27 protein-coding genes are annotated in these 16482 nt (G+C 42.8%); 18 read left to right on the plus strand and 9 right to left on the minus strand.

What is annotated here, in order from left to right; translation table 11 throughout:
• Positions 1-103: 103 nt before the first annotated feature.
• The 3 genes from AB4407_RS07615 to dusA all read right to left on the minus strand — a co-directional run bounded on the left by AB4407_RS07615 (position 104) and on the right by dusA (position 2440).
• On the minus strand, positions 104-826 hold the full coding sequence (locus AB4407_RS07615) for a TIGR04219 family outer membrane beta-barrel protein (protein WP_081326142.1): 723 nt from the start codon (positions 824-826) through the stop codon (positions 104-106).
• A gap of 135 nt (positions 827-961) precedes the next feature.
• Entirely contained in the window at positions 962-1183 is a 222-nt protein-coding gene (gene pspG, locus AB4407_RS07620) for an envelope stress response protein PspG (protein WP_372120012.1), read from the minus strand.
• Between the two features lie 246 nt (positions 1184-1429).
• Entirely contained in the window at positions 1430-2440 is a 1011-nt protein-coding gene (gene dusA, locus AB4407_RS07625) for a tRNA dihydrouridine(20/20a) synthase DusA (RefSeq protein WP_372120014.1), read from the minus strand.
• Positions 2441-2562: 122 nt separating this feature from the next.
• Between dusA and AB4407_RS07630 the strand changes: the two genes are divergently transcribed.
• Entirely contained in the window at positions 2563-3630 is a 1068-nt protein-coding gene (locus tag AB4407_RS07630; protein ID WP_372120016.1) for a tyrosine-type recombinase/integrase, read from the plus strand.
• A gap of 209 nt (positions 3631-3839) precedes the next feature.
• On the opposite strand, the gene AB4407_RS07635 is transcribed toward AB4407_RS07630, so the two are convergent.
• The 5 genes from AB4407_RS07635 to AB4407_RS07655 form a co-directional block, all read right to left on the minus strand.
• A complete protein-coding gene (locus AB4407_RS07635; RefSeq protein WP_102561794.1) occupies positions 3840-4508 on the minus strand; it encodes an NYN domain-containing protein in 669 nt (222 codons plus the stop codon).
• A gap of 182 nt (positions 4509-4690) precedes the next feature.
• Complete coding sequence (locus AB4407_RS07640) at positions 4691-5116, minus strand: hypothetical protein (protein WP_102561677.1); 426 nt, start codon at positions 5114-5116, stop codon at positions 4691-4693.
• 146 nt (positions 5117-5262) lie between these two features.
• A complete protein-coding gene (locus tag AB4407_RS07645) occupies positions 5263-5451 on the minus strand; it encodes a hypothetical protein (RefSeq protein WP_102561680.1) in 189 nt (62 codons plus the stop codon).
• 34 nt (positions 5452-5485) lie between these two features.
• Entirely contained in the window at positions 5486-6004 is a 519-nt protein-coding gene (locus AB4407_RS07650; RefSeq protein ID WP_372120019.1) for a hypothetical protein, read from the minus strand.
• Between the two features lie 31 nt (positions 6005-6035).
• Positions 6036-6728 carry a S24 family peptidase gene (locus AB4407_RS07655; RefSeq protein ID WP_372120021.1) on the minus strand — a complete coding sequence of 231 codons (693 nt, stop codon included), beginning with the start codon at positions 6726-6728 and terminating at the stop codon, positions 6036-6038.
• Between the two features lie 159 nt (positions 6729-6887).
• Between AB4407_RS07655 and AB4407_RS07660 the strand changes: the two genes are divergently transcribed.
• The 3 genes from AB4407_RS07660 to AB4407_RS07670 all read left to right on the plus strand — a co-directional run bounded on the left by AB4407_RS07660 (position 6888) and on the right by AB4407_RS07670 (position 7723).
• A complete protein-coding gene (locus AB4407_RS07660; RefSeq protein ID WP_372120023.1) occupies positions 6888-7208 on the plus strand; it encodes a pyocin activator PrtN family protein in 321 nt (106 codons plus the stop codon).
• A 64-nt stretch (positions 7209-7272) separates the two neighbouring features.
• A complete protein-coding gene (locus AB4407_RS07665; protein WP_372120025.1) occupies positions 7273-7548 on the plus strand; it encodes a pyocin activator PrtN family protein in 276 nt (91 codons plus the stop codon).
• Between the two features lie 46 nt (positions 7549-7594).
• Complete coding sequence (locus tag AB4407_RS07670) at positions 7595-7723, plus strand: hypothetical protein (RefSeq protein WP_372120027.1); 129 nt, start codon at positions 7595-7597, stop codon at positions 7721-7723.
• Here AB4407_RS07670 and AB4407_RS07675 read toward each other — a convergent pair.
• Positions 7691-7996, minus strand: a complete 306-nt coding sequence (locus AB4407_RS07675) for a hypothetical protein (protein WP_372120029.1) — start codon at positions 7994-7996, stop codon at positions 7691-7693. The two genes, AB4407_RS07670 and AB4407_RS07675, sit on opposite strands and share 33 nt — an antisense overlap.
• A gap of 97 nt (positions 7997-8093) precedes the next feature.
• Between AB4407_RS07675 and AB4407_RS07680 the strand changes: the two genes are divergently transcribed.
• The 14 genes from AB4407_RS07680 to AB4407_RS07745 all read left to right on the plus strand — a co-directional run bounded on the left by AB4407_RS07680 (position 8094) and on the right by AB4407_RS07745 (position 16245).
• The gene (locus AB4407_RS07680; RefSeq protein ID WP_372120031.1) at positions 8094-8630 is read left to right on the plus strand and encodes a phage regulatory CII family protein; all 537 of its coding nucleotides are present in this window, start codon (positions 8094-8096) and stop codon (positions 8628-8630) included.
• An 11-nt stretch (positions 8631-8641) separates the two neighbouring features.
• Positions 8642-8935: a hypothetical protein gene (locus AB4407_RS07685; RefSeq protein WP_372120033.1), complete on the plus strand. Its 294-nt coding sequence runs from the start codon at positions 8642-8644 to the stop codon at positions 8933-8935.
• Positions 8936-9045: 110 nt separating this feature from the next.
• Positions 9046-9600 (plus strand): hypothetical protein, encoded by a 555-nt coding sequence (locus AB4407_RS07690; RefSeq protein ID WP_372120035.1) that lies wholly within the window; start codon positions 9046-9048, stop codon positions 9598-9600.
• Positions 9597-10049: a DUF3850 domain-containing protein gene (locus AB4407_RS07695; protein ID WP_372120037.1), complete on the plus strand. Its 453-nt coding sequence runs from the start codon at positions 9597-9599 to the stop codon at positions 10047-10049. Before AB4407_RS07690 ends, AB4407_RS07695 begins: the two co-directional genes overlap by 4 nt.
• A complete protein-coding gene (locus AB4407_RS07700) occupies positions 10046-10438 on the plus strand; it encodes a hypothetical protein (RefSeq protein WP_372120039.1) in 393 nt (130 codons plus the stop codon). Before AB4407_RS07695 ends, AB4407_RS07700 begins: the two co-directional genes overlap by 4 nt.
• Positions 10438-10668 (plus strand): hypothetical protein, encoded by a 231-nt coding sequence (locus AB4407_RS07705; RefSeq protein WP_372120041.1) that lies wholly within the window; start codon positions 10438-10440, stop codon positions 10666-10668. Before AB4407_RS07700 ends, AB4407_RS07705 begins: the two co-directional genes overlap by 1 nt.
• Positions 10665-11054, plus strand: coding sequence for a hypothetical protein (locus AB4407_RS07710; protein WP_372120043.1), 390 nt, complete (start codon positions 10665-10667; stop codon positions 11052-11054). Before AB4407_RS07705 ends, AB4407_RS07710 begins: the two co-directional genes overlap by 4 nt.
• Positions 11051-11236: a hypothetical protein gene (locus AB4407_RS07715; protein WP_372120045.1), complete on the plus strand. Its 186-nt coding sequence runs from the start codon at positions 11051-11053 to the stop codon at positions 11234-11236. Before AB4407_RS07710 ends, AB4407_RS07715 begins: the two co-directional genes overlap by 4 nt.
• Positions 11236-13953 (plus strand): replication endonuclease, encoded by a 2718-nt coding sequence (locus AB4407_RS07720; protein WP_372120047.1) that lies wholly within the window; start codon positions 11236-11238, stop codon positions 13951-13953. The genes AB4407_RS07715 and AB4407_RS07720 overlap by 1 nt, the downstream gene beginning before the upstream one ends.
• A gap of 4 nt (positions 13954-13957) precedes the next feature.
• Complete coding sequence (locus AB4407_RS07725; protein ID WP_372120049.1) at positions 13958-14509, plus strand: hypothetical protein; 552 nt, start codon at positions 13958-13960, stop codon at positions 14507-14509.
• 96 nt (positions 14510-14605) lie between these two features.
• Positions 14606-15325 (plus strand): DNA adenine methylase, encoded by a 720-nt coding sequence (locus AB4407_RS07730; protein ID WP_372120051.1) that lies wholly within the window; start codon positions 14606-14608, stop codon positions 15323-15325.
• Position 15326: 1 nt separating this feature from the next.
• Complete coding sequence (locus AB4407_RS07735; protein ID WP_372043989.1) at positions 15327-15716, plus strand: hypothetical protein; 390 nt, start codon at positions 15327-15329, stop codon at positions 15714-15716.
• Between the two features lie 18 nt (positions 15717-15734).
• Positions 15735-15989, plus strand: coding sequence for an ogr/Delta-like zinc finger family protein (locus AB4407_RS07740; RefSeq protein ID WP_065679533.1), 255 nt, complete (start codon positions 15735-15737; stop codon positions 15987-15989).
• Between the two features lie 34 nt (positions 15990-16023).
• Entirely contained in the window at positions 16024-16245 is a 222-nt protein-coding gene (locus AB4407_RS07745) for a hypothetical protein (RefSeq protein ID WP_372091732.1), read from the plus strand.
• The last annotated feature ends 237 nt before the right edge of the window (positions 16246-16482 follow it).

The raw sequence follows: 16482 nt of genomic DNA on the forward strand, positions 1-16482 counted from the left end.
AAACTTCTGGTGCGGATCAGCTTGGGTATAACCAATAGATATAAAAAAACGCCACTTCATAAAGTGACGTTCTTAAATTTCGTTCTAGATTCGTTTTAATTGCCTAAAAGCGTACTTCTACGCCAGCAAACCAACCATCAACCATAACAAACGATTTAGGTGGCCCTGGCTTTGGGTCATCTAACGGATCAGGTTCTTTGTCTGTCTCAAGAGGTTTGTTCAGCTCTGAAGAGAAGAATTTGTCCGAATCAAGGTCGATCACACGATAGCCACCACGAAGTGCTATTTCAGTATCTGCCACTGGAATACGGTACTGAACACCCGCCATCAAATCGGTACTCTTAATACCGTTGCTATCACCAAATTCCATCGTACCAATGATATCAAGGTGAGTATTAGGGACATTGATTTCTGCGTTACCGTAGAAGCTCCAAGTAAACTCATCAAAACTTGTCGTTTTCGAACTGTACGGATCTTTGTAATGTGAGTTCGCATACTGAGTAAATGTCACACCCGCATCGAAGTTCATCAACTTGTGATCCAACATTGTGTAGTAGAACGTGTAGTCATACTTATCAAACGCTAACAATGTTGTATCAACAGTAGAGTAGCGGAAACTCGCATTTGGCAGCTTAGGGGCATTATGCTCAAATGCGAAATACAACGAAGGTGAGTTTGAGTCACTCGACCTAGCTTCATTCAGCTTTGTACTTCCCCACCACATATCAGCACCGATCTTAGTCGTGTAAGAAAACTCTTCTTCAGCGGACACTGCCGAGCTTAAAGAAAGCATTCCCACTAAAGCAATTAATGGCATTTTATTCATTTGAGATAGCTCCAATTCCATATCGTTGTGCTAATTGTATGCACATTCATAGATTATTGGGGAAAATTCTACCACACATCTTAAATTCTAAAACGATAAACCGCTGACGAGTAAAGATTTGACGACACGATGACCTTAATAACGTCTTTGGTTAGAGCAGTGTACATAGTTTTTGAAAAACCACACACCCACTGCAATCACGATCAGCCAAGGCAGCAGTTTAAACACAACGCCCATCATACCTAAGACCAGCATGACCGCTAACGCGATTCCGGTTGCCGCTAGTACCGTCATAAACGTAATACCAGTAACGAGTAAAGTTGCGACGAAAATAAGAACAAAGATTAATTCAAACATAATGGTCTCCCTAATGAGTTGATGACCTATCTTTCCTACTTTCTAACATTGCAGCTTCCATACCAAGTTAGCTACAACCATAAACTCCTTATTTATCAGGCAAATAAAAAACCACACATCTTCATGCGTGGCTTTTCGGAAACTCACAATGGTAAATTTAGCCTCTAATGGCGAATTTAGCCTTATTCTTTAAGCCTTAAGCTTTTAACTTCTAGCTTTTGGCTTTTGCTTTAACCTTGAGGGTGTTTATACATTTAGCTCTTTAGGGATCTTAGCCAATGCCGTCTGAATCACCTCAATGCCCGCGCCTTTCTTATGTGCATTCTCACTGATGTAACGACGCCATTGTCTTGCACCCGGCATGCTTTGGAACAAACCAAGCATATGACGAGAGATATGACCAAGGCTCGCTCCATTCGAAAGCTGACGCTCAATGTACGGGTACATCTCTTCAACTACTTGTGAACGCTTCTTGATTGGCGTGTCTAAACCAAAGATCTGCTGATCAACTTCAGCCAAGATAAACGGGCTATGGTATGCCTCACGACCAATCATCACACCATCAAGGTGCTGCAAGTGTTCTTTAGTTTGTTCTAATGTAGTAATGCCACCATTTACCGCAATCACAAGATCTGAGAAGTCTTTCTTGATTTGGTACGCGCGATCGTAATCTAGCGGTGGGATCTCACGGTTCTCTTTCGGGCTAAGGCCACTCAACCACGCCTTACGCGCATGGATAGTAAATTGCTCACAACCGCCCTTTTCAGAAACAGTAGAAACAAACTTAGTCAGAAACTCGTAAGAGTCTTGGTCGTCGATACCAATACGTGTTTTCACCGTAATTGGAATATCTGTGACTTCTTTCATCGCTGACACACAGTCTGCCACCAGCTCAGGCTCAGCCATTAGGCAAGCACCAAAGCGACCATTCTGAACTCGGTCTGAAGGGCAACCTACGTTTAGGTTCACTTCATCATAACCACGCTCTCCAGCAAGCTTGGCACAAGCCGCCAAATCAACCGGGTTTGAACCACCAAGTTGAAGAGCTAATGGGTGTTCTTGCTCGTTATACTCTAGAAAGTCGCCCTTACCATGTAAGATCGCACCAGTTGTGACCATTTCCGTGTACAGAAGCGTCTGCTGAGATAGCAAACGGTGAAAGTAACGACAGTGGCGGTCAGTCCAATCCAACATCGGAGCAACGCTAAAACGATTAGCCTTGAACTCATTGGGTTTCGTTGATTTATCTAGGTTCATAAAGGATTTACTCAAACTTTGTTTTACTGCGCTTTGCGTTAAATTGCTTAGTTTTGCCGTTCGTGGTACACCTATAGTACACCTTTAATTCACCTAGTCGGTACGCCTTTACGGGGATAACTATGGCTTCTTTTAGCATTCAAACTCGGACGCTCACCAGTGGCGAGAAGCGATATAAAGCGACAATTACTGTCAAAAATAATGGGCGAATTGTACACCGATTTGCCAAAACACATAAGAAAAAAGCGATAGCTACTGCTTGGGCAAAGAATCAAGTTAGTGAGATAGAGGCCAAAGGCTTTAAATCTCAACGTGCTACGACTATTTCGGAGCTGCTTGACTTATTTATCGCTGAGCGTGATTTGTGGGACAACACAGGGCGCACTAAGCAATACGTCATAAAAATGCTTCGTGATTGCAATATCGCAAATGTGCAAACCAACAGCTTAACGACTGCCGATCTCATTAAACACTGTAAAGATAGAAAAGGCGCAGGCGCTAAGCCAGTAACCATTTATCATGATATTGCTTATCTACGTTCAGTGATGAAAAAGGCGAACCCTGTTTTTAACATCGAGGCGAACTACGCTGTCTTTGAAGAGGCGGTGCCAGTGCTTATTGATATGAAGTTAGTTGGCAAATCGGACAGGCGTACCAGAAGGCCAACCGAAGGCGAACTTGAGAAGTTAAAGCAAGGTTTGCTTGAACGTGAGAGCTACCGCAGTAATGGACCAACCCGTATTCCATTTACCGACATTCTAGACTTTAGCGTTTTAACCTGTATGCGAATTGGTGAGGTTTGTGCTATTCGATGGGAAGACTTAAACGAAGATAATAAAACGGTCGTCGTTCGTGATCGTAAAGACCCACGTAAGAAAGAAGGTAACCATATGATTGTTCCCTTACTTGGTGAGTCTATGGATATTGTTTTACGCCAAGAACGACGAGGCGATCTGATATTCCCGTATAACCCTAGAAGTGTTTCGGCAGGGTTTCAGCGAGTACGTAATAGCTTAGGAATAGAAGATTTGCGCTACCACGATTTAAGACGTGAAGGAGCAAGCAGGCTTTTTGAATTGGGTTACTCGATAGAAGAAGTCGCTCAAGTAACTGGTCACCGAAACCTAAACATACTTTGGCAAGTGTACACTCAGCTGTTTCCTCATAAGTTACACGAGAAAGCGAATTGACGTAAAGCAAAGCAATTGACAAGTAGCCATGTATTTCTTACATTTACTGGCAGTAAGCATACTACGGTATGCTGCTGATTTCCGGGACCCAGTCTTTTTAAAGGCTGGGTCTCCGTGTATCTAAGGATCTAAATTTATCACCCCACACACAAAGCACACCCTGTCCCCGGGTTAGCTGCATAATAGGCGCAACTAAACAAAGATTGTCATTACCAATAACTCGGCTTTCTAATTGGTTTCTTTCTCGTTGGGACGCGCTCTGGAAACTGAGAATTAGCTAATTGTTCCTCTGTTATACCTGCTGCTGACCAGTCAGATATGCTTGATAGCTTCATGCTTAAAGGGCGCTGGCTACCTTGGATACGAGGTAAAACCACCCCTAAACGTGTTAGAGAATCTGATTTAACTAATGCGGCTGCTGGTTCCATGTCAGAATCATTGCTAACTATGATTACTTGATCTATTTCAGGATTAAGAGAATCCCTGTAGATATCCAGCGACATCTTTGTGTCTGTTTGTTTTTCTTCAAGCTTCCAAACATCAACACGCTGCTGCTTGTCAGGTGGTGATAGGTACTGCATTGCATTTTGCTTGCCTTGGCTATAATAACCTTTGATTACTTCGAAGCGATCAGGATAGCTAACTTCAAGAGCTCTCCAATAGCTTTGCTGAGCCTGCTGAGCATTTGCGCCATTAGTAGCGAACTTACCAAGAATAGGGGCAGTAAAAAGCTTGAGCTTAACTAGTTCAGAATCAGGAGCGTACTGAGGCAGTATTTCCCCTTCAAACAATTTAATTAGATCTAGCCACTTATAAGGGGAATGCCTCAACAAACCGAAATAGAAGTTGAAACCATCAACATAGACAACTGTTTTCATTTTGTTTTTACATGATCGAAAAAAGCCGCCAATGAAGGCGGCTTTTAGAATAGGTCCTCGCATCGAGTGTCGAATTGAATCTCGCTCGAAGGAGGGAAGTAGTGTTAGTAATACTAATTTCATTTAACGCTACCGTCAACTATGAATTGCGTAGGATTGCGTTAAGTTGCTTTTATTGGTTGTCACAACTCTAGCTTTTTCTTGTCCGAAGGGTAACGGCCATGAGCTTTAAAGTATTCATTCTTCTTCAAAAGCATCACAGCATAGCATTCTCGACACATCGACTCAGTAGAGTCTCTGCCGCTGATCGCTTGCTCAATAAACTTTTTCGTTCTCTGGCAGTATCGACCACAAATACACCGACATTGCCAAGTTCGACTACCCAGAAAACCAGTTACTGTTAATCGGCCAAAATGAGCGCCAGTCAAATCAACGAAATTACCATCCTTTGGTATCGGTTTATGCTTCTTTGGGGCTTCCCAAAACTCAGAATCAACCAACTTGTCACGGTTTTTAATTATGAAAGTCGAGTGCGTTGGCGCCTTTTGAGTAACTAGCGCTGCTTGTTTATCTATCGGCCTAAGCTTGAGTGTGCTCTTTATTACCATTGGTTCCCCTGTAAACTTTAAGCAATCAACGTTATCTTTTTAACCTTGGTATCATCTTCTTTTGACTCTGGTTTCTGCCAGTAGCAGCCAAGCTGTAGTAGCGTTACAAATTCAACTTGGTCAAGAACTAAGGTGCTAAAGCGACTCTATACATCTACAACCTTTACCATCTTATGCATGCCGCGGCGAACTGTAAGAGAAGGCCACTGTATACAAGGGCCATCGTGAGGAATATAAAAAGGTTTCTTAGAGGAAACAGCAACTATCTTCTTGTTATAAACAATCCCTCCAACGACCGCTTTGCTTTTTGGTACTGGGATCCATAAATCAGCCATTACTATTTATTCTCCTTCAAGATTAAAGCAGTGGTCAAATAACAACTTCACCAGTATCAGTGTCGGTCAAAGTTATAATATTTGACTTTTTAAATGTTCTTGAGCGTCTACGAAGTAAGCAAGTGGCTTGCAAGTACTCTTCTCCGTTCTTATGTTCAATCCCACGTAAAATAATGCTCCGTTCGCTTATCTTCCCTTTCGAATCTCGATAGGTCATATCATACTCTTTGTGTATTTCAATCTCACCGAGACTACTTTCTCCCTCATTTTCCAAGGCCTGTTGGTAAAGAATTACCGCACACTGATGGAGCAAAGCGACAATGAGAGCTAACAATGAAAGCACAGAAAGTACTCCGTAAGCTTCGTCTGTTGGCACTTCAGAAGAAAAGCTCCCTATCAGAATTATTCCCCAGAATAGAGCCCACAAAGTTACGATAACTTTAACCCACCAAGATGCTTTGCTTTTTAATACCCAAAAAGCCGTAGGGACAGGGAAAGCCGCCACTGCCAATTTCAAACCTAATTTCATTTCTATCAATACTCCAACCAACAAAAAAGGCACCCTTTCGGATGCCTTTGCTTTTCTAAATTACCGCCTTCATGACGGTGGTGACCACTTTCCCTATTACTGCGAACTCTTCGAGTTTTTCTCCGTTCACAATAAAGGGTGAATATTCATCTTTGTTGTCTGAAATGACTTCGTAGCCTTCTGCCATGATGTCGTACTTCAAACGCTTTATATAAACATGCTTACCAATACGTACTACATACACACCATGATTTACTGGGTGCTCAAGTTCTCTGATATCGACAAGCACTTCATCACCGTTACTCAATGTATCTTCCATCGAGTCACCGTGACAAATAACAATTCGTGCGGTGCTTTCTGTTAAGCCATGTTGCTTTAAGCGTGAACATGGCAACAGTTCTGTTCTTAATTGGTATTCCGCATCGTTCTGAGCGCCAAAGCCGCAAGACGCATAAACGTTATAAACAGGTACAGCGCACAAGTCATCTGCCTGATAAAACGATTTTACGGCCTTTATGTTTGAGATCTCTGTCACATTCTCGGGAATGGCAACATCACCGTATACAGCTCTCAATTCCTCTAAGTCTTGCTCATCAAAACTTGAGACGTGATATTCAAGCGCACGCGACTGGCCCTTTGTTTTACGGGACTTCCAGCCTTCTCGCTTTGCCCTTTGAGAGATGCCAGCACTACTGCCAGGCATACCAGGTAAAGCCATTAATTCCGAGCTTAAGAACCATTCCTTCATAAATAGATCACCAAAACAAACTTGACCATTAAAGACAAGTTAAGCAAGATTAAGTAACACAACGTAAGCAAGCAAAACAAATAAACGAATTTATTTGCTTTAGGTTGCGAAATTTTACTTTAACACGCTTTAGGCCGTGTCTCTATAGATGGGTAGTGTATGAATACTGAATTTGGGCTCCTTACCGCTTTTGGCGATTCGATTGTCCCTGTGTCTGATATTTGCGAGCCGTTATTGAACTGTAAAAAGCAAACGGCTTATCAGCAAATTAAAGCTTATACGTTCCCTGTCCCTGCTTTTCGATTAGCAGATAGCAACAAGAATGATTATTTCGTCACCGTTGAAGATTTAGCTTCCTACATAGAGGCAAAAGTTACTGAGTCGCAAGATGAGTTAGCCCCTTGGATTGCTTATTTTTGCGTTGTTTTGCCTAATCTTGCTTACTTTTGTGGTGGGTATTGCGAAGCCGAAGAAGCTTAACTAACGTCATCACACACGCGGAAATCTACCGCTTTGTTTCTTACGATTTAACCGAGGTAAAACGATGCAAACGTCTTCTTTCAAAAAACGCGTCATTATTATTTCCACTCTGTATGGCGACGAGATACCAGTTAAAGACATATGTCAGCGTTACTTTAACTGCACTGTAAAAACTGCCAACGAGCGTATTAAGAAAAACGTCTTTCCCGTGCCAGCTTATCGCACTACCGACAGCAATAGTGGCGATTACTACGTAGATGCAAAAGACCTAGCTGCTCTTATTGAGCGTAAGAGTTCTGAAGCTAAAGCTGAATGGGAAGCCGTCAATAGCACTCACTAGTAAGTCAACAGCAATCATTCACACAAAACTAAAAAAGGTAACCTCCATGAAGAACCTAGCACCTTACATCACTAAGTACATTATTGCGCAAATTGAGAACGGCACCAGTAAAGCGGTTATTGATGCCGAACTTGGAAGTTACTTAGACAAGCTCAATATCGGGAACGAACACTGAATCAAAACCTTTTAGGGAGTCAATGTCGTTCTTGTTAATGCAGGTAAGTCCTAGCTTCTCTAGCTCCATACAAGTCGACATGAATTCCCCCAAGCCATCGGTGTAGATAGTTCTAAAAGGCGAGAAGTTCTTTATGTCATTGGTTTCAAGAATGGCAATAGACATATTCCCATGGAAATCATCTAACCCTTTGGCTTCAAGGTAACTTTTTACTTTTTTATCAATTTCTTGTGTTTCTGGTTTACTTGGCGTGAATAAAGACTCTGTTTTCATTTTTATCTCCTTATGAAACAGAGCGCAATATATCACGATATCACGCCCGATTTGTATCAAACCAGACCTTAAACTTCCTACGGGGTAAGTATTAGATATGAGTGCTAATAGTTCAATGTGTACATTTTTGGCTAACACACAAGAAGAGTACAACGAGGCCTGCGCCATATTCCGAGCAAGGCACAAAGTCAGTGTTATTGCTCAAGCTACTGGCCTATGCCCTAAGCTGCTACGCAATAAGCTAAACAAGGAACAGCCACATGTTCTCTCTGTACCAGAAATGATGGCTATTTCTAAAGCTGCGAATGATTACGTGATTTTAGAAGTGGTACTTCGTCGACTGGGGCTAGCGACAGCTCATATACCAGAAGGGAAGGAAGAGTCGTTTATCAAGCGAGCTTTAGACAATTCAATTGTGGCAGGTGAAATATCTCAACTTGCATTAGACAACGCGAGTAAAAGAGCCCTGCCTCTATCCGAACGCAGTTCAATTATTAAAACAGCCCAAGCAGGTATTAGTAACTTGGTGCTGCTCATTAATGACCTAGAAAACCGCACTACTGGCGCAACCCCGTTCTTGAGTATGGGTGTCGATTTTATTGCCAACGGTGCACCAATCCCCGGCTTAAGTTAGAGGAATTTTGTATGTCAGTTGCAACAGTAGAACATTCAAGCGTAGCGATACCACCATTAGAAAACCCATGCCCAGATTTGCTGTGCTGGTCTTTGAACCGCGAGCAAAAGGAACGCGGCCTAACGTTTTTGGAGCGAACAAGGAAAGAGCTTGGCGAACGCCAATTGCAGCCACTTCGTTCACGTCGAGCAGAGCTACAAGCTCAGTACGCCAAAAGTGATTGCAACGTAGAACGAAAGCGCCTTTCACGTGAGATTAACCGAATTGATGCCAACGCGCAGGATGTACTTTCGCGCTGGTCATAACCGAGTTACACCCAAGCCAACCTAGCCACTAGGCATTTTGCCTACAACCCTTATCCCTCTTTGATTTAAAGAGGGAGGGTTTTTTATATCCAAAATCTGAGGAATTGATGATGAGTGACCGCGAACAAGCCATCAAATTAAACCAAGAATCTAAACAGTTCAGAGATGAAGCACTTGAAGCGTTGAGTGAGTCTCGTGAACTTCTGAATAAAACTATCCGCTTTAATGACCAAGCAAGTGCTAATCAACGTCGAATCGCATTTGCGGTTAGTTCGTTATTGCCTAAACACCTTAGAAACGACTTCAACCTAAATGAAGCTGATATTGAAAACACTGCAGCAGTTTCACGAGGCAATGTAGAAGAAATCCAAAAGCGTGAAATATTCGACATTGTTCACGCGATTAATGTGTTGGCAATGGCTAACGCAGATGTGATTCATGTGTTTACAGAATTTGCGCCTCATATTAACCAGTTCTGCGTAAATGTGTACGGAGTATCCCAAGACTTCATTACGAACCCTAGTACCAAGCCTTTAATACAAGAGCTTGTTTTTCTAGCTGATAACGAAGCATTGGAAAAACTTCTTTCAGTCGAAAGCCAACTAACAGAGCTGATCATTGAAGCCCGTGAAGCCTCTGTAACTAAAGCAGAGGTGGAAGCATGAGCACTTTTAAACTGCATGAGTTGAAAATTCAATCTGTTCATTTCACCGAAGTATTGGCAGGCCGTAAAACTAACGAAGTTCGATTGAATGATCGTGACTTCCAAGTGAACGACTGCTTAAACCTGCGCGAAATTGACGAAAACGGCGATTACACAGGGCAGGAAATGAATGCCCAAATTTGTCACATCCTACATGGTGATCAGTTCGGTTTAGAAAAGGGGTGGTGTGTCCTTTCTCTTGCGTGCGCTACTCACGCCAAAGCGCAAACATTAATTGAGTACCTGCGTGACCGTTTACAAGAAACATGCGATTGCATTGAAGCGGGTTATGACATTGTGCGTTCTTCTGGCCACACCATTGATGATTCTCAAGCAACTGTTGAAGATGGTCGAGTGTTCATTGAAATTGCTAACCAATACCTAAGCACTATTGCAGAGGTGGAAGCATGAACACTATTTCCGTCCTGCAAAGTGATATTGAACATTCATTAAAGTCCATTGGCTTTGATAACAATTCCATTCAGCAATTCTTAAAAATCTTTTCTAAAACTGAATGCTCACAGGGTGTGCTGTGTTCACTCGACTACCAACGCGCAATGTTGGTTAACGTGAATGGCACAGAGCAAGGTTTAACGCTTCCTGATTATATCGCTGCTTGGTGGTCTTTCTGGGTTGTGGTTTTCAATACAGCAAATGATTTGTCTACAGAACTTCAAGCTTTAGGTGCTATTCGTGCCTTGAACTATGTCCACTTGGCTTTCCGTGATCTTAAAAGTCACCAAGGCATGTCGAATTGGTGGAAAGAAGAGCGCACCAGTTCGACATTGGAGGCTTGCTAATGCTGAGTTATGTAGCGGTTGCACTTAATAACGGTGGCGGTGTTGTTCGCCATGATGAAACCAACGAAGTGAAGAACGTGTTGCTTGGTGAGTTTGAATCGCTAGAGCCCGCGATTGATACGGCTTGCGAGCTGTTCAAATGCCATCACGTTTTGAACGGCGTGATTATCAGAGGCAATCACACTGGCGGTCACATGATTATGGATACGCAGGAGCTAGCAGGGTTATGACACACCAATGTGAATACCAAGGCTGTAAAGGCGTGAAAGCCATTGCTGAAAGGTTCGGTGTTAACTACTCGACTTTATTGAAGCGTTTACAACGAGGCTTTGATATTGAACAAGCAGTAACAATGCCTCGTTGCGCTCAGCTTACTCAAGTCAAATATGAGTACAAAGGGCTAAAGGGAATTCGAGCTATTTCTAAGTCGGTTGGAATTTCGGAGGCTACTTTATACGGTCGCTTGTCTGAAGGGATGACTTTAAAAGAAGCCATTGAAATGCCTAAACAGAAAACAGGCATGAGCGAAGAGCGTCGAAAAGCAAATCAAGTCGGTATTAAAAAGCCTGATGCTATGTCTAGTCACTGGGCTTCGGTGTTGGGAGTTCAGCTATGAGTGAAGCTCTGAAAGTTGCGGCTGAAGCACCTGATTATATTGAAACCCTATTAGTAGAAATGCTCGAAGGTGATCACCCTGATAATGAAGTGCTGTTGGGTACTTTGCTCTCTGGTGATGAATCTATTCAAGTTCAATTAAAAATCACACGCAACCCTGCTGATTTTATGGATGAGTGTTAATGACATCAACTTACGCATCCAAGAAAAATAGGCGCTCACAACAGAAAGTTCAAACTTCTGGAGAGCGCCTTATTTCGTGGTATCAAGATGTTGATATCAGCAGTATTGAATTTAATGAACAGCAACAAGAGCGATCACATGAAGCCTTCCTTGAATGGGTGGGTGGTGAGCAATCTGTTACCCCAATCTCGAATGACTTGGTTTTATCTTCTCGCCAGGTGTTCGAACGTGAGCCCGAAAACCTTTCTGTTGTTGAGCGCAAGTTATATGAAGTTAACCCTGCCGATCGAGAATGGCTATCTGGACACTTTTCTGGCCTTCCTCATTACCTAACTAAGTATTTCGCAAACAGATATGTTTCGATTTTTAAGAAGCAAGGCCGCTTTGCCGCGAACACTTTTATTCGTGAAAAAATGGTACCCGCGCATAGGCGTGTACTGTTGGTGCTTGAACAATACAAACAACTTCCTACTACTTCTAAGGTTGCTTTGCTGAGTGATGCTGTCGACGACGATAGCAAGCCTCAGCAAAACAACTTTGAACAAGCGAACCCGCAAGCCTGTTTCGACTTCGAGCAAGCCGAGAAAAACCGTAAACCCGTTCGAAGCAAAATCATTGCCGAATTGGTGGAAGATGAACTAAGAGAAATGGCATTTAAGATCGTGTCTATCTTGATTCGTTACCAAACAGTGCTGACACAGACTATTGAATGTGAAACCGAGAACGGTGAGAACATTGCCGCATTAATGGTTTACAAACAGTGCGTTTCTTTGGTGCGTAGCTTTGGAGTAAAAACACCAAGTGATGACAAGAAGATAACGCCTGAAAATATCATGTCGTTTATCTCTAAGCTGAGCTGTGAAAAATGGTGGTTTAGACGCTTAAAGCGCATTCGCAAAATTATGCGTGAGCACTTAGCTATTGCTATGGGGCAAGTGTCGGCAAAGGCGTCACCTTATGCTTCATGGGATTGCATTCAAGAGCATCAAGTTCAGCAAAAGAAGAACTGGGATTTCATTCAAGGCCAGCTACTTAGAGAAGATACCACTGGCGAAGAAGTTGAAATGGAAGACATGGTGTTGAAAAGCATGTCGAACCCTGCCATTCGTCGTCATGAGTTAATGGTTCGTTGTCGTGGCTGTGAGGATATTGGTAACGAACTTGGCCTACAAGGTTTGTTCTTAACGCTGACAACACCATCGAAATATCATAATAGCTATAAGAAAGGCGGCTTCATTCCACACTGGAACGGCGCTAGCCCACGAGAAGCACAAACCTATTTGAATAAAGTTTGGCAGCGTATTCGTGCCAAGCTAGGCCGTGATGAAATTCGTTGGTTTGGTATTCGCGTTGCTGAGCCACATCATGATGGTACTCCGCACTGGCATTTGCTGATTTGGGTTAAGCCTGAGCATGTGGCCAAAGTGCGTGATGTGTTTATTCGCTATGCGGTTGATGAAGATAAAGAAGAGCTTTACCCGTTCTTCGATCGCAACGAAAAGCGTGCAGCCAAGAAGCAATCTATTCAAGGTCCATTCAATTATCAGCCTCGTTGTGACTTTGGGTATATCGACCCAGAAAAAGGCACAGCAACAGGCTACATCGCTAAGTACATTTCTAAAAACATTGATGGCTATGCCATGGGTGAAGAGGTTTCGAAAGAGACCGGGCAATCTGTGCAAGCTATGGCCAAAAACGTTAACGCTTGGAAGAGTCGTTGGGGTATTCGTCAATTCCAATTCTTTGGTGGTGCACCTGTTACCACTTATCGCGAATTGCGCCGCTTAGCTAGCCAAAACAAGAAAGCGTTTATGGAATACGTTTTCAAGCAAGAGCGTGAAGAGTTGGCTTCTATTTACCTCATGTCTATGTACCGTTTAGTTGGTCCTTTTAAACCTGCGCATGTCATGACGAATGCAGAGCTAGTAACTGTGATTGCTGAGAACTATGAGGCAAGAGCAGATACAGACCAAGCCAATGTCGCAGGAACAATGAAAGCGGCCGACCATGGTAACTGGCAAGGCTACATCATGGGGCAAGGCGGTCCATTCGTTAAGCGTGAAGATTTGCTTATCACTAACTCTTATGAAGTGCTGCCGTTTGCTTCTCCGCATGGTGAAGACGTTCGTAAAATAGAAGGTTTTGTTGCAGCTGGTGAGGTCGTTAGGACACGGCTTAAGACTTGGCAGATAGTGACGAAGACTGAAAAGAGTGATGAAGCTGAAGCGGGGGCTCTTGCTCCTGCTCTTGATCTTGCTCTTTCTGGAATCTCTGATTCCTCTCGGAGTTCTGTCAATAACTGTACGCCATCGCAGAAAGTACAGGTCAGCGATCAGCTTAAGCGATTATTAGAACCTTACTCAGTAGGTGGTGGTTTACCGCCAAATATTGATGATTCAGCCCTAATCGCGCTGCAACAAGGTAGCTCAATTCGAATAGATGATGAAACAAGTATAAGAATCCGCCCTGCGGAGCACCTACCCTGCGGCACGGTTCGCCCTGCTCAGCTCGTTGAAGAGTACCAACCCAAGCCAGATTTAAGCTGGTTAGATGATTTCGAGGCTAAACAGCCTGAACCTCTAACTGGAGAAGATGAAAACCACGAATACCAACAGCCAAATCTATCTGACATCACTGTAAGTAAGCGCCCGAGTAAATCGTGGGCCGATTACTTAGAAATCGTTGAGTCTGATGAGTGGCCTATTTTTGAGGAATGATGAAATGAGCGAAAGAAAACTAACGTTAAATATCCAAGTCGAAATCAGTAACAAAGATGGTTGGCTTGGCCTTGAAGATTATCAAGACGCTTACGGAACGAGTGATCTGAGTTCGACAGTTCAAGCCATCATTGATGATGAATTCCAAGGTAACGCTATTCAATATATAGATGAGGTATTCGCTAGTGGTGGCCGCTCACTTTTAGTCAGTGCCAGTGAGCTTAGTATTATTGACTTAGCGATTGAAGAGATAAAAGTAGGTGTCGCAAATTCAAGTACCGAGTCGTATGGACTGAAAGTGACCAACTACTCATTGGGGGAACGTGTGATGATTTTAGCAAAGCTCGGTCAGGAAGGTTACACCGCGTTAGGTAGTGAGCATTACATAACTTGTAATAAGAATGGTGGTTATCCCGATGAAGACGAATTCGATAACAAAACAGATGTTGCTATTGAATATCTAAGACAAATCCCATTACACCTAAAAAATGGTGATCATCACGGTAAGCATATAAAGCATTTTGTTGATATGGCGATTAAGGCTTTGGAGGCCTAAACGTATCGAGTGTAGTTATTTATGACTATGTGGTACCAGAAAGCAAGAGCCTTAATTTGCTCGAGCATAGTCATTTATAACTACGTTGGCCACACGATGAGAATTTTAGGTGAAGTGGGATTTATGGGGTATTTAGGTTCAAAAGGTGGAAGTGGTGTTTATCAAACCATTATTAATTTGATGCCACCGCATGACACTTACATTGAAGCGTTCTTAGGGACCGGAGTTGTCTTAAAGAGAAAAGCGCCAGCAGCTAACCAGATTGGTATTGATATTAACTCAACATGTATCGATGGATTTAATTCCGCTTCAGCAATAGACGAATCTGACTTTACTGCAGCTGATATTTTTCAAGCCGATGCATTCGGCTTTCTAAGCTCGTTTGATTTTTCTCAAAGTGGAAGAACCGTTGTTTACTGCGATCCCCCATATATTCACTCTACCCGAACTAGTTCAGCTCGATATGAAAATGAATTGACCGATGATGATCATAGACGATTACTTGAAATGCTCGATTCACTACCGTGCTTTGTGATGGTTTCTGGTTATAGAAATGAAATATACGATGACCTATTAGCAGATTGGTGGAGTGTGGATTTTCAAGCTATGACGCGTGGCGGCGTAAGAACCGAAACAGTGTGGTGTAACTTCACGCTAGGTGATGTTCATTACCACTCTTTTGCAGGTAAAGACTCTACTGATCGCCAACGTATTCAAAGAAAAGCTAAGCGGTGGGCGAAGAACTTCGAGGCTTTACCTAGTGGAGAAAAACAAGCCGTGTTTAGTGCAATGCTTATGACGATGGAGAATAACTAAAATGACAAGCAAACAACAACTTCAGGTCGTCGTAGCTAAAATAATCCAAGAATTAAAACACCAAAATGACAACGCAATCATCATACTCGATCGTAGTCTGATGCATGAAGAACAGTGGCTTAATAATCAACTTAACAAGAACATTGATGGTAAAATATTGAGAGAGGGTTGGGTGTGTAAAAACGAACGGCTAATTGGAGTTCGTCATGAATTGGATAATACATTTGCAGGGTTTAGTGGTCACAGTTTTACCATTTCAAATGGTGTAGTAAGCCAAGAATTAAAGCAACTGGCGGAAGGTATATCCATTTTAGAAAAACATAACGTTTGCCACTACTCGCTTGAATGTATGGCAAAAATGAATGCGCCGGAAGTTTCTGCGCTGCAATGACATGAAAGGATTAATACAATGCTCGTAACCTGCCCGAAATGTGAAACTAAAACGCGTATCGCAACCTCTCGCGCTATCAGTTCTGAAACGAGAGAACTTTATTGCCAGTGTTTAAACCTGAATTGCGGAAGTGTGTTTGTTGCTCATACGTCGTTCTCGCACTTCATTGAACCAACAGGTCAGAAGCCAAGTTCAGAGCTACAACCGGAACTCTGCAAAGGTGACATCAATCAAATCGATATATTCGGGCAGATGGAACAACCAAGCGCTTAAACCAGAAGCCTAGACTACGGGTATTTAAAGCCAGATGAATATCATCCCTAAGCAGCGCCTTGATGCGCTGCTAGAAATCCTACCTGAACGAGAGATGCCAGAGAAAACCAGAGAAGCTGCAAAGCTAGTGTTTGAATCTGGCTGGTCTTATGAATCAGCATCGCGTAAAACAGGCGTATCAAGTAAACGCATTTCGTTAGCCGCTCGTAAATTAACGGCCATGGATGCGTTATTACTTCAAGCCTATCGACTGTAAAAACCTAACGATCACCTTTTTCTCAAAAACGCACAAAAACGATCTTGGACGATCTCTAAATCCCCCATATAAAACAGCCCTCGATGTAGATACATCGGGGGCTGTGTTCCAATACAACTACCGAAATGAAATGCGGTTCTAAGATCGCATAATTGCAGTGTGGAATTTTGGTGTGGAGGGGAGGGTGAGTCCGAACAGGGCCTGAGCGCCCTACTCCATCACTCATTTTATTCTCGC

It is taken from the genome of Vibrio sp. 10N.261.46.E11, from assembly GCF_041472735.1.
In the GTDB taxonomy this organism is placed as follows: Bacteria; Pseudomonadota; Gammaproteobacteria; order Enterobacterales; family Vibrionaceae; genus Vibrio.

Bases quoted from the DNA above. Each gene is read 5' to 3' on its own strand.
- AB4407_RS07720 (WP_372120047.1), top strand. From the start codon at position 11,236: ATGACATCAACTTACGCATCCAAGAAAAATAGGCGCTCACAACAGAAA.
- AB4407_RS07640 (WP_102561677.1), bottom strand. From the start codon at position 5,116: ATGGTAATAAAGAGCACACTCAAGCTTAGGCCGATAGATAAACAAGCA.
- AB4407_RS07735 (WP_372043989.1), top strand. From the start codon at position 15,327: ATGACAAGCAAACAACAACTTCAGGTCGTCGTAGCTAAAATAATCCAA.
- AB4407_RS07655 (WP_372120021.1), bottom strand. From the start codon at position 6,728: ATGAAGGAATGGTTCTTAAGCTCGGAATTAATGGCTTTACCTGGTATG.
- AB4407_RS07695 (WP_372120037.1), top strand. From the start codon at position 9,597: ATGAGCACTTTTAAACTGCATGAGTTGAAAATTCAATCTGTTCATTTC.
- AB4407_RS07685 (WP_372120033.1), top strand. From the start codon at position 8,642: ATGTCAGTTGCAACAGTAGAACATTCAAGCGTAGCGATACCACCATTA.
- AB4407_RS07675 (WP_372120029.1), bottom strand. From the start codon at position 7,996: ATGAAAACAGAGTCTTTATTCACGCCAAGTAAACCAGAAACACAAGAA.
- AB4407_RS07725 (WP_372120049.1), top strand. From the start codon at position 13,958: ATGAGCGAAAGAAAACTAACGTTAAATATCCAAGTCGAAATCAGTAAC.
- AB4407_RS07680 (WP_372120031.1), top strand. From the start codon at position 8,094: ATGAGTGCTAATAGTTCAATGTGTACATTTTTGGCTAACACACAAGAA.
- AB4407_RS07745 (WP_372091732.1), top strand. From the start codon at position 16,024: ATGAATATCATCCCTAAGCAGCGCCTTGATGCGCTGCTAGAAATCCTA.
- AB4407_RS07690 (WP_372120035.1), top strand. From the start codon at position 9,046: ATGAGTGACCGCGAACAAGCCATCAAATTAAACCAAGAATCTAAACAG.
- pspG (WP_372120012.1), bottom strand. From the start codon at position 1,183: ATGTTTGAATTAATCTTTGTTCTTATTTTCGTCGCAACTTTACTCGTT.
- AB4407_RS07645 (WP_102561680.1), bottom strand. From the start codon at position 5,451: ATGGCTGATTTATGGATCCCAGTACCAAAAAGCAAAGCGGTCGTTGGA.
- AB4407_RS07710 (WP_372120043.1), top strand. From the start codon at position 10,665: ATGACACACCAATGTGAATACCAAGGCTGTAAAGGCGTGAAAGCCATT.
- AB4407_RS07665 (WP_372120025.1), top strand. From the start codon at position 7,273: ATGCAAACGTCTTCTTTCAAAAAACGCGTCATTATTATTTCCACTCTG.
- AB4407_RS07715 (WP_372120045.1), top strand. From the start codon at position 11,051: ATGAGTGAAGCTCTGAAAGTTGCGGCTGAAGCACCTGATTATATTGAA.
- AB4407_RS07635 (WP_102561794.1), bottom strand. From the start codon at position 4,508: ATGAAAACAGTTGTCTATGTTGATGGTTTCAACTTCTATTTCGGTTTG.
- AB4407_RS07740 (WP_065679533.1), top strand. From the start codon at position 15,735: ATGCTCGTAACCTGCCCGAAATGTGAAACTAAAACGCGTATCGCAACC.
- dusA (WP_372120014.1), bottom strand. From the start codon at position 2,440: ATGAACCTAGATAAATCAACGAAACCCAATGAGTTCAAGGCTAATCGT.
- AB4407_RS07615 (WP_081326142.1), bottom strand. From the start codon at position 826: ATGAATAAAATGCCATTAATTGCTTTAGTGGGAATGCTTTCTTTAAGC.
- AB4407_RS07660 (WP_372120023.1), top strand. From the start codon at position 6,888: ATGAATACTGAATTTGGGCTCCTTACCGCTTTTGGCGATTCGATTGTC.
- AB4407_RS07730 (WP_372120051.1), top strand. From the start codon at position 14,606: ATGAGAATTTTAGGTGAAGTGGGATTTATGGGGTATTTAGGTTCAAAA.
- AB4407_RS07700 (WP_372120039.1), top strand. From the start codon at position 10,046: ATGAACACTATTTCCGTCCTGCAAAGTGATATTGAACATTCATTAAAG.
- AB4407_RS07670 (WP_372120027.1), top strand. From the start codon at position 7,595: ATGAAGAACCTAGCACCTTACATCACTAAGTACATTATTGCGCAAATT.
- AB4407_RS07705 (WP_372120041.1), top strand. From the start codon at position 10,438: ATGCTGAGTTATGTAGCGGTTGCACTTAATAACGGTGGCGGTGTTGTT.
- AB4407_RS07630 (WP_372120016.1), top strand. From the start codon at position 2,563: ATGGCTTCTTTTAGCATTCAAACTCGGACGCTCACCAGTGGCGAGAAG.